A 16,377-nucleotide genomic window follows, 5' to 3' on the forward strand; every position below is an offset into this window, starting at 1 on the left:
GTCACGTTTCAAGTATGTGCAAGAAAAGTACGATCCCTTGCTTGATCATTAAGTGTACCGGAATAAGTTTTTCTGGAAGGAAGAAAAGGGACTAGATAAGCCCCTTACTTCTGAAAATTTCTCTATTTGCTTTTATACGTTTATCATCGGGTTGATATTCTGCAGCTTTCTCATTATAAATGAAAGCCTTATTATAATCCCCTTTTTCAAAATAGCATAAAGATAATTGCAGTAATGGGTTAAAAGTACTGTGCTTATCCTGAGTAAATAGGCTAGGATTATATGGAGGTTGACATCTTGTTGCTAAACTATACCAAAATATGGCATCATCGTATTTTTCTTCTTTATGAAATGTTGAACCTATTAAATAAGACTCTTCTGCTCTAGGCTGTGACACTTGAAATGCCTTAAAACAACTTAATCGACACATCTCATAATCCTCAATAAAAAAGTAACACATAGCAATTCTTCTGCAGGTAGCTATATATTTATCACTATCTTCCTTTATTTGATTCATATTTTCACCATAGTACTTGATAGCATCTAAAAATAAGCCGTGGTTATATAATTGATCAGCTAAATAATGTAGATTTGATGTTTTTCTTAATTGTTTCAATTCCTGACCTGGTAATATTATCTTTCCATTAACTATTTTCTCTGCTAATGCTACAACATTATTAATAAAATAAGTCTCAACTGAATACCTTTCTTTTATATTGATGGTTTCTATGATCTCACTTACTCTATCAATCTCACCTAGCTTTAGTAGTACAATGGTATAGAGTAGGTATAGATCTGTACAAGCTTCCCATTGCTCTAATCCCTCTTCAAGGAGAATCTTTGCTTCTCTGTATAGCTCAGAACGAATAAGATAATAGGTAGTTAAGCGGTAATGATTAATTCTCTCTGATTCATCTCCACTATAACATCCACTATAACTCTCAACTAAATCAAAAGAATCTAATTCCTTATGGAAAATAGTATCCAAAGGCGTATGACCCTCCCCTTTAGCAAATACATAGCAATAGCAACAGTCTTCATTATCGGATTCATTTTTTTCAGCTCCAACTTGCCAAACCCCAATGGATACGCCATCGATATCATATAGTCTGATCAAATAGATTCTTGAAGCTTCTGATGAGAGTACCATCTTAATAAATTTGATGTAATCACTCTTATGAAAAAAATCACTAACCTCAGTCATCATATTCCACTCATCAAGGTTATTATAATAATGAAGCTTGTATTTACCAATAGATTGGTAAAAGCGGACTAATTGATCTGTTGTAGCCGTATACTTAAACAACTTAATTGTCTGTAAAGCATTCGCAATCATATGATGTTTCTCATGATCATTTTTAAGTAGATAAATAATCTTCTCGGCTAGAATCTCCGGACAATGAGGGGGGACAATTAAAGCGTTATTTGTATCTACGACATATTCTTTAATTCCAAGATTCTCTACAGTAATCACAGGACATCCGCAAGCCATGGCTTCAATAACTGGTAGTGAAAAGGATTCATATTTAGATCCAGATATAAATATTTCTGCATTTCGATAAAGATCAGCTATAGTTTCTTGATCAGGCGCTATAAATACTTGCGATACATGATTTAGTAAATCTTGATCCTTAATCTCTGGGGTGATCCAATACAATTTCAAATCTTGATATTCATGCTTCACCATTTCATAGGCAGCTATGATTTCTCTAATTCCTTTATAATAAATGCCATCAGAACCCATCATTAAAAGATAGTGTTGATTTCTATTGTAGGGAGAGGCTTTTCTACAAAATTGTTCATCATCAATAGCATTATGTATTACTTCAGCCTTTTTATCAAACAAACTATGGATTTCCCTAGCTAATTGCTTTGATACTGTCAAAATAAAAGGAGCCAGTTGAATCTGCTGATTAATAGCTTCCTTCACTTCTTTGCTATAGTTATTATAGTTGTATATATGAATACCACCTTGTTCAAAATAAACAACAGGTGCAATACCTGTTTGAATGCAGTTGCCAATATGCTTATAGCAGGTGGCTACAATAATATCACAATCAGGTATACATTTAGACAGTTTCATCATCACGGGAGCTTGAATATAATGAACGTTAACGGGATACCAAGTAGGCTTTGGATAATGCGCTACAATACTGACATCAAATCCTTCATCACTTAAAATATTAGCATGCTGAAAGATAATTTTGGCAACACCACATACAGTAGTCTTATCCATAACAAAAACTAAGCGTAGTTTCTTTTGCCTCTTCTGATTATAATAGACCTCTTGTTTCTTGAAAAATGATTTATATAGAATATCCTTATAGCTATTCGTCAATAACTCCTTAATCATTTCCATCCCTCTTATCTGCTAAGATATTGAACCTGTCATTTAACACTGTGTTATTGTCAAGTTCAATACTAGTGCTTCTATAAATCATTTTATGCTTTTGACAACCTCTCTGATAGCCTTATTTTTCACAAATCAAAACCCCATGATTTCATTCACGGGGTCTATAACTAACCATATATACATTTATAATAGGTCTTTAATCTTCTCCTTGTCTCCTTACACCATTCCATGTTCTCTAAATACCACCCAATGACCTCTTGTAAACCTTCTTCAAAATCAATCTCTGGTTGCCAACCTACTTGCTCTCTTATTTTATCGTAACTGATTGCATACCTATAGTCATGACCAAGTCGGTCTTCTACAAGAGTAATTAAAGATTCTGTTTTATTTAAAGCTCTTAAGATACTCATAACTATATCTTTGTTAGTTCTCTCGTTATTGGCACCTACATTATAAATTTCCCCATTTTTCCCCTTACATAGCACTTGGAAAATAGCTCTACAATGATCTTTAACATGAATCCAATCTCTTATATTTAGGCCAGTCCCATAAAGAGGTAGTGATTGATCTTCATAAGCATTACATATCATTAAGGGTATTAATTTCTCAGGTAACTGGTGGGATCCATAATTATTTGAACAGCGGGTGATATTAACAGGAAGTCCAAATGTTTGATAGTAGGACCGTACCATCAAGTCTGCACTGGCCTTCGATGCGGAGTAAGGGCTATTAGGAGCTAGAGGTGATTCTTCCGTAAACACACCCTCATGTCCTAAAGATCCATAAACTTCATCTGTTGATATCTGAATGAACTTCTTAATGCCATATGTTTTAGCCGCTTCTAATAGGGTGTTAGTCCCAAGTACATTGGTATTTATAAACTGACTTGAATCAATTATGGAGCGATCCACATGAGATTCAGCTGCAAAGTTGATAACATAGTCTATACCCTGACTCATTAGTTCATTGATTGATATAGCATCGCAGATATCTGTCTTAATGAAAGAATATCTTTCATTGCTTTCGATGGACTTCAAATTATCCAAATTGCCAGCATAAGTTAAGTTATCAACATTTATGACAGTATAATCAGGGTGATTATCTATTATGTATTTAATAAAATGGCTACCTATAAAGCCTGCTCCACCAGTGATTAATAACTTTTTCATTCTCTTCACCTCAAATAATTGGATTCAATATAGAAAAAAGTGGCCAATGCCACATTAAAACTGAAATAGGAATGTACGATACCTTACTTGATTATTTCGTGTAGCGAAATATATCAGAAGTAATGAGGTTCGATGCCTTATTGCTTTTATAAGCAAAACGCCAACTTTCCTATTCCAGAATGATATTAGACCTTATCCACTATTTTGTCAATACTTATAAGATCAAAGTAAGAGAAAAAGTACATGATAAGGTATTTTACTACCCTCATGTACTTTCTATTTTTGTAGGCATAGTCAACCTAGTATAACTTATTGCTGATTATTTAAATTGTAAATCATCATAGAAATCATATTGATCTTCAACCGGTTTAAAATTGATTTCACTTACTATTTCTTCCGCTTCTTTTTGTGCATCCATTAGAGCTACATCAAGTTCTTTCTCCTCTTGTAAGATTTCTTCAAATAATCGGTCGTATACCCGATGTAATGTTTCTGGTATTGGACCAGGATACATAGATTGATTGATATAACTTCCTTGAACTTGAAACAGATGATTTTCAGCTATTTCAGAGGCATCTTTTAGAGAACTTCTTGCTGGATAGGCACCTTTATGAACAGCGTATTCCGTAAGTAATTGCTCATTGTTAATAATAAACTTAATAAACTCATTGGCATTACTCTTATTGTCCTCTTTAATATATTTACTAATACCTAATGAAATCTCCATTGACTTGGATTCGACAACAGCCACCTGATCATCCATCTTCGGAATAGACATGATCCCTACATCAATATTTGGATATTCTTCTTTTAGTCTTGCATAATCGGCCCCGTAACCGTAAGCCATAACAACATAACCGTCAGCTAACTGCTTCCAACCGGGCGTTACATTTTTATAATCATTATTTAATTCTCCCATTATTTCAATACTTTTCATGGTTATATTAGTATTAATATTGGGTATGCCATCTGCTGTAAACATGGGCATACCTTGTTGATAATTAAGGGACCAAACTAAAGCCTCTTCCATGCCAGCATAAGTAAAACCGTTTCTAACCATTTTACCGTCTTGATCAAATAATTCAAACTCGTTAGCCATGGCTATTAATTCTTCCCATGTTTTTGGATAGTTCGTACCATCGAACCCCTTTTGCTCCCAAGCGCTCTCATCATACATAATGATCCCTGTATAATAACCCATAGGAACATAGTATATTTCATCGTCAATAAAATGGCTCTCAATGTGGCTATAATTGTTTTCAACTTCATTCTTCTTAATAATGGAATCATCATAGGGTTCTGAATACTCAATGGTGTTTTGTAAATATAAAGTGTTCTGATAAAACAAATCTGGTCCATTACCTGATTTCATTGCTAAAGGCAACTTAGACCAATATTCCTCCCAAGTATGCTCCTGAATTATAATCGTAATATTAGGATTTTCAGTTTGGTATGCACTGACCCATCCTTCCATCAATTCTACATCCACTGGCGTCCATAATTCTAGTGTATTAGGTGTCTTATCACCGTTTTCTTCCTTCTTCTCTGATTGGTTATTTCCACCATCTGTATTTGTACATGCTATCATGAATAAAAACAAAAAGATTATTAAACCGCTAAGGCATTTCTTCATATATAATCCTCCTGAATGCTATTAAATCTTTAAACTCAAGTACTTTTCTGATTGCATCATTATTATAAGTATGTACCAAAGCTAAGTTTTTTATTTAATTTAGAACAATCATCAGCAACTATAAAGAACAGTGAATCATCTATTTCACTTCAAAACGGTACTTACCACCTCAAGACACAACATAAAGACATAAACATCCATCATAAAAACATGTTTTTTTTAATGAATTAGATTATAATAGAGTTAACATAAACATTATTAATGAGGAGGGTTTAATTATGTCTAAAATCACTTTTTTGGGAGCAGGAAGTACTGTATTTGCAAAAAACGTTCTTGGTGACTGTATGCTTACAGAATCCCTTAGAGATTCCCATATCGCACTTTATGATATCGATGAAAAGCGACTTAAAGAATCTGAACTTATGTTAAAAAATATCAATGATAATTGTAATGAAAGTAAAGCAACAATAGTAGCCTATACTGATCGTAAAGCAGCTCTAAAAGATGCAACATATGTTGTTAATGCCATTCAAGTGGGTGGATATGATCCTTGTACAATTACTGATTTTGAAATTCCTAAGAAGTATGGATTACGTCAAACCATTGCTGATACACTTGGAATAGGTGGAATATTCAGAGCTTTGAGAACAATCCCTATTATGATGGATTTTGCTAGGGATATGGAAGAAGTTTGTCCAGATGCTTGGTTTTTAAATTATACTAATCCTATGTCTATGCTAACATTAGCTATGCAAAAAGCTACAAAGGTAAAAACTATTGGTTTATGTCACAGTGTTCAGGTTTGTGCTGATCATTTAATAAGGGGTTTAAATGAGGCAGGTTATGATTTACCAACAGAAGATCTTCAGTGGAAAATCGCTGGTATCAATCATATGGCATGGCTATTAGAACTTACTCATAAAGGTGAAGATCTTTATCCACAAGTTCGCCAGATTGCAAAAGAAATCGATATTAAACATAAAGACATGGTTCGTTTCGAGATTATGAAACACTTTGGTTATTATGTAACGGAATCCAGTGAACATAATGCAGAGTATATGCCTTACTTTATCAAAGATAAATATCCAGAAATCATAGATAAACTCAACATTCCATTAGATGAATACCCAAGAAGATGTGTGGAGCAAATTGAAAAGTGGGAAACTATGAGAGATGAACTGGTGAATGATTCATCACTTACACATGAGCGTACCCATGAATATGCTTCTTATATCATGGAAGCTATGGAAACAGGTCAACCATATACTATTGGTGGTAATGTACTCAACACTGGTCTTATTACTAACTTACCAGAAGAATGCTGCGTAGAAGTACCTTGCGTAGTAGATCGTAGTGGTATCACACCTTGTTATGTTGGTGCTCTTCCTGAACAACTTGCTGCTTTAAACAGAACCAATATAAACGTACAGCTTCTAACTGTCGAAGCTGCATTAACTGGTAAGAAAGAACATATCTATCATGCAGCTATGTTAGATCCTCATACCTCATCTGAGCTCTCTATCGATGATATTATTGCACTTTGTGATGAACTAATTGAAGCTCATGGTGATTGGTTACCAGAATTTAAGTAAGTAATACTCTTGAGAGTACAAAAGTGGCTAACGCCACATTTAAACCGGATATAGGAAGTATGGTTCCTTGCGAGCAAAAAGCAGTACTTTCCTATACCAAAATAAAAGCGTATGACTTCCTCATGAAGCCAAGAAATCCGTGCTAATGGATGAATACTCCATGATCAAATCATACGCTTATGTTTTTGTTAAATTATCTTATGCTGTTTGACCCATATTTCCAGGTTCTACATCATTTAATAAATTGGATCGATCAACATTCTTAAACACATTTTCAAATCTTTTAAGGGCTTCATCAACAATCTCATCTGTTGTAGCCATAGATGTGTAAAGACGACTTCCAGCTAATGTAACTAACCCTTCTGCCATATAGGCTGCACCCATCTCTTCCATCATGAATTTCCGTGCTTTAATCTCTCCCAAACATTTCTTAATACTTGTATATTTAAGTTTAATAAACATAGCTGCAGAAGTTTCTAAATGACAAATGGATCCTTGATTATATGCCACATATGGGAGATCATATTGCTTTATAAGATCTTGTAATCCTTTGGTTATCTTATCTCCTTGCTGGCCTGCAATAACAGCTGCATTAGTTCTTTCTAGCTCTTTTATTGTATAATAACCAGCTAATGAACTAAGAGGATTTGCTGCTAATGTACCACCACAATAGGCACGTTTTTTCCCACTTTCCAGCCCAGCAGCCAAGTGGTTGATTAAGTCACGTCGTCCACCTAAACCGCCTGCTGATGGATAACCTCCCGCTACAACCTTACCAAATATGGTCAAGTCAGGCTTTACATTAAAATAGCCTTGTGCTCCTCCTAATCCTAATCTAAATCCTGTTACAACCTCATCAAATATAAGAAGTGCACCATACTTGTCACAAAGCTGTCGTACTTGGTGATTATACTCCTTATGCATTGGTCTAGTGCCACTTTCTGGTCCCACTGGTTCTAGTATAACTGCAGCAGTGCCCCCCCTCAGTTTATTAAGCTTCATGGTTCGCTCAAGGGCATCGATATCATTTGGAAAAACTTCCTGTGTATGTTTCCTACAGTTCCCTGGTATACCGTGAGCTTCGAATCCTCTAGTTCCTGGGATATGCAATCCATAAACCATCTGATCGCTCCAACCATGATAAGCTCCACCTAACTTAATGATTTTTTTATGCCCAGTAGCCAGACGAGCTATACGTAATGCTGCCATAACAGATTCAGTACCGCTACCTAACATCCTAAACATTTCAACAGCAGGCATATGCTTATTGATAATCTTTGCTAGCTTTAATTCATATTCATGAAATAGACCTGTTACTGGACCACAGGTATTCAATAATTCGATAACTTTTTCTCTTACTGGTTCATAATTACTCCCCAGTACCGTTGGTCCACCTGCCTGTAAGAAATCAATATATTGATTTCCATCCATATCATAAAGATACGCTCCCTCGGCTTTTGTGAAAACCAATGGAAACGGATGGTTAAAAGCTAGATTATGTTGCACCCCACCAGGTATATATTGTTTTGCTTCTGTGATCATGTCTTTTGATTTTTTACATTGGGTTTCAAAGTACTCCATGTACTTTGTTACTGCTTCTCTTTTTAACGGTATCAAAGGCATACTAATCAGCTTATTAATTTGCTCATATACTGCATCTGTATCATGCCATTTTGATATAGAATATCCTGACATTAGGTTATCTCCTCTCTTTTATCTTTATTTATTTCTTCAAGGAACTCAGAAGAATATCTAACGCTACATCTACTTCTTCTTTTGCGCCCGGCTCTCCACCTTCTTCAAACCACTTAAATAAGACGCCATAATAGCAACTCATTAATGAAACACCTATTTGTTCAGCGCTGTATTGAGTTGTCAAATCACCTTTCTCTTGAGCACTACAAATTCGCTCTTGAATAGCATCTCTTAATGCTTTAAAAGGGGACTGTATATTATTTTTATTAATCAACGTTGTAAATAGTACACGACCAGTTACCCTCAAATAAGGGATGGAGTCTTCGATTAAGCGTAATAAAACACTTTTAATTTGTGTGATCTCATCTTCATCTTCTAAGGTTTCTAATAACTCTAGTACATCTGTTACCTCTTCATCGGCTAAACCAATTAATAAACTCTCTTTATTGGGAAAGTGCTTAAATAATGTGCTCTTGGATACATCAGCTCTTTCAGTTATATCTTCAATGGACGTATATTCATATCCCTTTTCTCTAAAAAGATGCTTTGCTGACCTGAGCATCTTTGAGTGTGTCATAAGCTTCTTTCTCTCACGTCGTGTCATATTCTCCATGTCTAACTTCCTTTCTTGGGCATCATTTTAAAGTTATCTTGCTTGATCTTTGAGTTGTCTCTTTTTCTTACTGTATATTTTCATGTAGTACTCATGCATGGCAAATGCTTCTAATTTATTAATCTCAACAGGTCCGCCTATGCATTGACTTTCGATATAAATACGACAACACTTTTCTACTAGTTGGCATGTAGTGAAGGCTTCTTCCATATCTCTCCCTAAACATATTCCCCCATGATTGGCTAATAGAGCAGCATTTCTACCTTTTAAAGCTTTTAATACTTTTTTAGTTAATTTTTTTGAACCTGATATGGCATATTCAGCAGTTTTTAAAGATGGTCCAATAATCTGTACCATATCATCTATTACTGGTGGTACTGTCTGTCTTGTTGATGCGATGACACAGGCATTTATGGAGTGTGTATGGATTACAGCATGAATATCTTTACGATCTTGATAGACGGCTGCATGAAGTCCTCTTTCCATAGATGGTTTTAGATGACCTTCATACTCTAAGGTAGCCATATTAACTAACACGATGTCCTTAGGTGTTAACTTTTCATACTCTTGACCACTAGGTGTTATGAGCATGTGTTGATCATCTACACGTAGACTAATGTTGCCCCATGTCCCAGCAACTAGACCAGTAGAAATTAATCTCTTCCCAGCATCACAAACCAATTGTCTTTCTTGTAATAGTTCCATAATACCCTCCTTTAACTCGTAAACCTCTCACTGTTAGCTTGTCGATAAGCTTTTTTTAATGAATAATAGATACTCTTATAACTCTTAAATAATTCATCGTAAATCTTCTCATTTCCTCTTTGAGGTATGTATCTTTGGTTGACTGTAACAAAATCTTTAATATCGTCAAATTGATAAATTCCCAGCCCAACTAAAGCACAGAAGGCTGCTCCCACAGCTCCTGCCGTTTTTGGGTTATTGATTGTTTCTATCTCTTTCTTCGTTACATCAGCAATAATCTGCATCCATTCCCTATCCAAAGAACCACCGCCGATAATACGGAGTTTATGGATATCGAATTTAAAATCCCTTTTAAAGTTATCAATAATCCAGCGCAAATTATAGGCGACCCCTTCATAGACTGCTCTCATCATATGCTCCCTTTTATGTTCGTGACTTAAATTGAACATAGTTGATCTAGTGGTAGTTGTACTAACGGGACAACGTTCACCCATCATCCAAGGTGTACAAATAAGATAATCTGCGCCTGGTGGAACTTGCCGAACAGTTTGGTCCATGACTTCATAAATATTCGTTATATTAGGATCTTCTTGCTCATGTTTAAAGAATTGATCTGCTATCCATTGAAGGCATGAGCCTGCGGCTTCTGTTATACCAACTGCTACATTCATCTCTGGATGTGCACTTTGTAAAACATTAGCGCCGTTCTTATGCTTTAGATTTTTGCGTGTAGAAACGCAAAACCAAGCAGATGTCCCTAAATAGATATGAGCTTCTCCCTCACCGATAGCTCCAGAACCTACTGTTGCACTTTGTACGTCATCGCAGCCTCCAAACACAGGTATACCTGCCTTTAAGCCCATTAATTCAGCTGCTTCCTCTGTTAATACACCAATTTTATCAATGGACGTTACCAGGGGTGCTAACTTATTTTCATCAAAATCAATAGCTTTGAATATAAACCTTATCCAATCTTTCTTTTTCAAGTCAAATGCATAGGAGGAAGCTCCTGTCCAATCCATTACTTTTTGCCCAGTCATCATAAACTTAACGTAACCATTAACGTCAAGAAATACTTCTGTTTTTCTGTAGACCTCTGGTTCTTCATCTTTTATCCATAGTAATTTAGCAATAACATCTTTCCCCATGATAGGGATACCAATAATGGCCTTAAAAATTTTTTCTCCTCCAACTTTATTCATGATCTTATGAGCTTGCTTTTCAGCACGACCATCTACCCAGGTGATATTAGATCTTAGTACTTCTCCTTCTCTTGAAAGAGGTATAACACCCATTGCCTGTGTTGTAGAGACTATGGCAGCTATGGTTTCTGGAGACACAGATGATTTTGCTACAACTTCTTTTGTTCCTTTGACTACTGCTTCCCAATAGTCTTCTGGTTCTTGCTCAGCCCAACCGGGATTTCTTGTATAAAGAGGATATTCATTAGATGCACTTCCGCAGATGTTTCCATTAAGGTCAATCAAGACTGTCTTAGCACAACTTGTGCCAATATCATGGGCAATAACATATTGTTGTCCCATGTGAAAACCCCCATTCATTAAATACTGTTTGTGCATGATGAAATAAAATGAAAATGCTTTGAGATATTTTTATGGTTATCTAGATTGGTATATTATAAAGGATTGTTCTCTAGTAAGATTAGAATATCAGAAGTAAATATAGACTCTATTATAAAAGTAAACTATAGTATACTTTTATAATATACTATAGTTTTTAGAATTGTCAATCATTTCTTTATTGTTTTTTTAAATTATAATTAAGAAAGTGCATGCTAGGTACAGTCGTTACTGTCCTTTTCATGCACTAAAATAATTTACATCCAAATCATGTATTAATCGATAATGCCCTTTTCTTTTAAATATTTTTCTGCTACTTCATCAGCTGGCATCTCATCTTCTATGACTTTAATTTGCAGATTGGTTATATCTTCTGCTGTAATGATATCCTCTAATTTCTCTAACGCCTCTATAATATCAGGATATTCATCTTTTAACTTAGCGCTAATCAATGGAGCAACGTGATAATCTTCAAAATACATGAGATCATCTTCTAAAAGTATTAAATTCATGATTTTTACATAACCATCTGTTGTCCATACTTGCACTATATCTGCATCACCATCACCAAGCTTAATGTAACGTAATTCACTATCATAGCCTTGTACAGTTTTAAAATCATGCTCATAACTACTTTTCATACCCTCTATCCCCTTCTCTTCATCAAGAAAAGTATAACTAGCAGCTAAATTCAAGTCACCTGATATTTCTTCTAAATCCGTCATGGTGTTAATACCATATTTATCTGCAGTCATTTCAGTCATGGCTAAAGCATATCTCTTCTCATAACCTAATTGGTCCATGAAAAGTACATTCTCTTCATTGAAGGTATCATTAATAGCTCCTTGTAGCTTTTCTACTTCATATATTTCATTTTCCTCTCCCAATAAGGTATAATAAATCATTTCCATTTCCTCTGGATATACATCAATTTTCTCTTCTTTCAATGCTTGTAGGGCTAATTCTGAATTACCGTACTTATTCAGTACCGTTTCATAAGGCGTCTCTTTTCTAATAACTTTTGAAAACATTTGAGCTAAAATATGGTGCTCTGTACTATCTCTATAACCTATTGAAACAGTCTTTTTATCTGGACATCCTGTTAAGATGACAGTTATCATAAGAAGCACTATGATAAATAATGATTTTCTACCTTTCATAGAATCTTCCTTTCCTATATTCTCCGCTACTTTCAGTGTATCCATTTTGTTTTTTTTAAATACATAATAGGATTATCAAGTACTCCATTCTAACGAATGAACTATTAAGTACAAAAGTGGCTAACGCCACGTTAAACTGAAATAGGTAAGTACGGTACCTTGCAAGCAAAACTCGAACTTCCCTATTCCACAAAAAAAGACTAACCTTACGGTTAGTCACAATCTAAATAAAATTTAAATTATCTGTCATCGGAAATGGTATAGGAAAAATCTCTTGCAAAATACCGTTAAGCTCGGTATCTTTTTTTGCTGTATCATCCCAACTACCAAATATCAACTTAACAAGTTCGCTATCACCACCTAGGGAAATAGCCTCATCTTTATAATAAAACACATAAGAATCAACTTTCTTTTCCACTTTTATTAAATCAAAAACATCTTCTGGTATATATTGTATAGCATAAGGTCTTAGTGCATTCAAAAGCCCATTGATGTCAATTATTTTGATTGTACCGTTATGGTTCCTCTCTTCAACTTCATAATTTTTCTCATAAATCACACTGATATCCTTACTGTCAGATAATAGATCTAGATTCAAGTCACCTAACTTATTATCCAGTTGATATTGTTGAATAGATTGGATAATTAATGGTAAAGAACCGCCAAACTCAACAACTCTTTTAAAGTTTTCAGAAATAACAAAATACCCAATGAGCATATTGTTTAAATATACCTTCTTAAAATGCTCGTATGCAGCTTTGCCAGCATACATCAAAGCCACCATTTCATCGTGGTTACGATAAAACCGAGTACTGTCACAATTATAAATTTTCAATAGGGATATGACGTCTTTTTCTTCTACCTCTTCATATGTATAAAGATGATTACTTTTATTTTCTGTTAGTTTAACTCTTAATACTTTACCTCCAAATGAAGCGCCTCTCCTAGTATAAAGTGCACGATCACCAGAAATTAACTGTACATGGATATTCTCATTTAACATCCTCTGATCAATCTCATTCAGTATTTTTGTAGCAAAGCCTTTGCCACGGTGATTATTTGCTGTACAAACAGCTCCAATAGAGCCTACATTTACTGAAGTCCCTTCTATATGTATATTGCTTTTATAATAGTTGACAATAGCTGCAACCTCATCATCAACTTTCATAAGTACCCTGCGTTCAGAGTTCTCCTCAGATAATAATAAAGGAAATTCCTTTTCCATCATTTGCTTTCCTTCACGAAATGTCGCATTGATTAGATCTAACGCTTGTTGAAATTCATCTTTTGAACAGCTTTTCAATTGTTGCATGATACTTACCCCCTTATATACATTTTAAATTCATTATATACTGGTCTATACCAAAACACAAGCACTAATTGCATTTTTGTGAATATTTATGTGAAATAAGTGAATTTACACAATATCACACAATGAATTTCTAATCAACCTATTTAAAGTAAAGCAAAAAAAAGGTACATAATCTCAGTAGCAAAATACCTCCATTATGCACTCTATATCTACGATATTTAATCATTTAAAAGGCAACTAGAATAATAGATCGAGAATCTTTTCCTCAGCTTTTCGATTAACCCCTTTATACGGGAATCCATGAATATGAATAGCAGGGTTAAAATTAATTTCGATTATAGCATGGTTATTTTCATTAGGTGTTGCCATAATATCATCTATCATGATATCAACACCACAAATGGTTGCTCCTGCGGCTTTTGCTGCTTTTACTGCGATATCCTTATAGGGCTGAATAATATCATCAGTAAAATCAATACTATCTCCACCTGTACTAATATTGGAGTTTTCCCTTAAATAAACGACTTCATCTTTCTTTGGTATATAGTCAAAAGTCAAACCTTGAAGTTCCAAAAAAAGTTCCTCAGCTTCGCCGCACTTGATTTTTTCTAGAGGAGTCCTATAGCCTTTACCTCTTAGCGGATCTTCATTTTTCGCTTTAACTAATTCTCTGATGGTATGATGATCATTACCAGTAACGTTAGCTGGTACTCTATGCAGAATTCCAATAGTCTCATCTCCCATAACAAGAAAACGATATTCTTTCCCTTTAATAAACTCTTCGACAAGTACAGATCGGTCATGACTAAAAGCCATCTTTACAGCCTTCTCATAGGTCTCATAATCCTTCAATCCCTTAATTATCGTGATACCTATACCAAAATTCGTAGACTTTGGTTTGACAACAATTTTTTTATTTCTATAGTATTTATAATCTACAAGTGCTTCATCCCCACTTGTATATATCGCTCCAGCTGGTACTTTTACGCCGGCTTTTTCTAAAACTATTTTGCTGACTAGTTTATTTTCCATAATAAGAAAAGTACTATAAGAATCCAATGAAGTTTTTGTGGCTTGTTTTACATATTCAAGTCGTTGATTTTTCTTTAATGCTATAAAATTATCTTGTCGGTCTAAGACTTCAAACTCCACTCCGTTTTTAATTGCTCCTCTTAGTAGAATTTGTGTAGAGAGCTCTAGATCTTCGTAGCCCTTCAATCGATAACTCTTTTGTTTGGTCTCTTGAGCATACTCAGCTGCTCGCTCAAGATTAAATCTTTTAAAGTCCTTCTCTTCAACATAACTAGCAATTTGAGATGAAGGTAATAGCTCCTTATTATTTAACTTATTCATTTGAATCTTAAGAGCATTGTGCCACTCCACATCATCCGTCAACTTGTCAACCATGGTCCTTATATTAGCTAATAATTCATTAGCATGAACAACTAATTCTTTCTCCTGACCATTGATATCATTCAGAGTTAAACCATCTTGGCGTCCATACAAAGCTACACGATTGACATTATCATTAGCATGTAATTGCTCAGCCTTACTTAAGCTGCTCTCATCCAACATAAGGTTATACAACATGAATAAATGAATGAACCTTAAATCATCGATAGTTATACCTACCTTATCCAATGGGTTAACATCTAACAATCTCATTTCTAAATAATTGATGCCATTTTCAAGTAAGCCATCGATATTGAAAGGATGTGATTTTAATCGTATAGGACTATAGAGTTCCTTTTCATATTGCAGTGTACCTTTTGATATATACTCTCTAAAGTCCTCTGCATATTCTTCTAAGTTATTGTATGAAAGGAGAATTTCATCTTTATTACAATAACCATACTGACTATTTCTTAATGATATGGCGTGAGGATAGGATTTATCCACAAAAGATGCAGTACCTGTGGGTGAAGCTCCCATCAAGTATACCAACAACCATCTATTCTTCATAAAATTACGCGCGATTTTCAAATACAGTTGGTTCTTAAAAGTCTGTAAATTACCCTCATTGAAACCTATTTCTTTAAACATCCACTCTATAGCTCTATCTGATAGAGAATAATTATAGTGAATACCACAGAGTAACTGTTTTTTCTTCCCGTATTTATCTACTAGAAACTGACGATATGCTTCTTGCCCTTTCCCCTCTTTACTCCGGTCATACATAGCTATTTTGATGCTATCTTCATCTAAAATTTCAGGTGGTAAAGATCCTGGCCAAAGTAATTCATCATCAATGTTACTAGAAACAATATCATGGATATTCTCCAACATTTGATGAACATCATTAATACTTTTACAAACAGGTGTTATCATCTCTAGTTGACTTTCTGAAAAGTCCGTTGTAATATAAGGGTTAGCTAATTTATTGCCAAAAGCTTCTGGATGATTGCTTGATGCAATTTCACCATTTTTTTGAACCCTTAGATGCTCTTTTTCCATTCCAAAATTACCTTCCAGTAATAATCTACTGTTTTCTTTATTAAAGAGCTTATTCAACATAATCTACCTCCGTTGAGACTTATCAATCATCATCTCAATCAATTTATTATT

Annotated in this window: 11 protein-coding genes; 1 reads left to right on the forward strand and 10 read right to left on the reverse strand. The window is 34.6% G+C overall.

Annotation, left to right across the window (positions count from 1 at the left end; translation table 11 throughout):
* Nucleotides 1-91 precede the first annotated feature (91 nt).
* The 3 genes from C1Y58_RS15805 to C1Y58_RS15815 all read right to left on the reverse strand — a co-directional run bounded on the left by C1Y58_RS15805 (nt 92) and on the right by C1Y58_RS15815 (nt 5,155).
* Complete coding sequence (locus C1Y58_RS15805) at nt 92-2,353, reverse strand: glycosyltransferase family 4 protein (protein WP_170311613.1); 2,262 nt, start codon at nt 2,351-2,353, stop codon at nt 92-94.
* A 167-nt stretch (nt 2,354-2,520) separates the two neighbouring features.
* Nucleotides 2,521-3,522, reverse strand: coding sequence for a dTDP-glucose 4,6-dehydratase (rfbB, locus tag C1Y58_RS15810; protein ID WP_105617052.1), 1,002 nt, complete (start codon nt 3,520-3,522; stop codon nt 2,521-2,523).
* A 319-nt stretch (nt 3,523-3,841) separates the two neighbouring features.
* A complete protein-coding gene (locus C1Y58_RS15815) occupies nt 3,842-5,155 on the reverse strand; it encodes an ABC transporter substrate-binding protein (protein WP_105617053.1) in 1,314 nt (437 codons plus the stop codon).
* 278 nt (nt 5,156-5,433) lie between these two features.
* Here C1Y58_RS15815 and melA point away from each other — a divergent pair, with 278 nt between their 5' ends.
* Nucleotides 5,434-6,747, forward strand: a complete 1,314-nt coding sequence (gene melA / locus C1Y58_RS15820) for an alpha-glucosidase/alpha-galactosidase (protein ID WP_105617054.1) — start codon at nt 5,434-5,436, stop codon at nt 6,745-6,747.
* 198 nt (nt 6,748-6,945) lie between these two features.
* Here melA and C1Y58_RS15825 read toward each other — a convergent pair whose 3' ends face one another.
* The 7 genes from C1Y58_RS15825 to gshAB form a co-directional block, all read right to left on the reverse strand.
* A complete protein-coding gene (locus C1Y58_RS15825; protein ID WP_105617055.1) occupies nt 6,946-8,442 on the reverse strand; it encodes an aspartate aminotransferase family protein in 1,497 nt (498 codons plus the stop codon).
* Nucleotides 8,443-8,470: 28 nt separating this feature from the next.
* Nucleotides 8,471-9,055, reverse strand: a complete 585-nt coding sequence (locus tag C1Y58_RS15830) for a TetR/AcrR family transcriptional regulator (protein ID WP_105617056.1) — start codon at nt 9,053-9,055, stop codon at nt 8,471-8,473.
* A gap of 33 nt (nt 9,056-9,088) precedes the next feature.
* Nucleotides 9,089-9,760, reverse strand: coding sequence for a class II aldolase/adducin family protein (locus tag C1Y58_RS15835; RefSeq protein ID WP_105617057.1), 672 nt, complete (start codon nt 9,758-9,760; stop codon nt 9,089-9,091).
* Nucleotides 9,761-9,771: 11 nt separating this feature from the next.
* Complete coding sequence (locus C1Y58_RS15840; protein WP_170311614.1) at nt 9,772-11,304, reverse strand: xylulokinase; 1,533 nt, start codon at nt 11,302-11,304, stop codon at nt 9,772-9,774.
* 311 nt (nt 11,305-11,615) lie between these two features.
* On the reverse strand, nt 11,616-12,500 hold the full coding sequence (locus C1Y58_RS15845) for an ABC transporter substrate-binding protein (RefSeq protein ID WP_170311615.1): 885 nt from the start codon (nt 12,498-12,500) through the stop codon (nt 11,616-11,618).
* A 223-nt stretch (nt 12,501-12,723) separates the two neighbouring features.
* Nucleotides 12,724-13,812: a GNAT family N-acetyltransferase gene (locus C1Y58_RS15850; protein ID WP_105617060.1), complete on the reverse strand. Its 1,089-nt coding sequence runs from the start codon at nt 13,810-13,812 to the stop codon at nt 12,724-12,726.
* 237 nt (nt 13,813-14,049) lie between these two features.
* Nucleotides 14,050-16,326: a bifunctional glutamate--cysteine ligase GshA/glutathione synthetase GshB gene (gshAB, locus tag C1Y58_RS15855; RefSeq protein WP_105617061.1), complete on the reverse strand. Its 2,277-nt coding sequence runs from the start codon at nt 16,324-16,326 to the stop codon at nt 14,050-14,052.
* Nucleotides 16,327-16,377 lie beyond the last annotated feature (51 nt).

The sequence above is a fragment of the Vallitalea okinawensis genome (assembly GCF_002964605.1).
Classification (GTDB): Bacteria; Bacillota; Clostridia; order Lachnospirales; family PQDH01; genus Vallitalea_A; species Vallitalea_A okinawensis.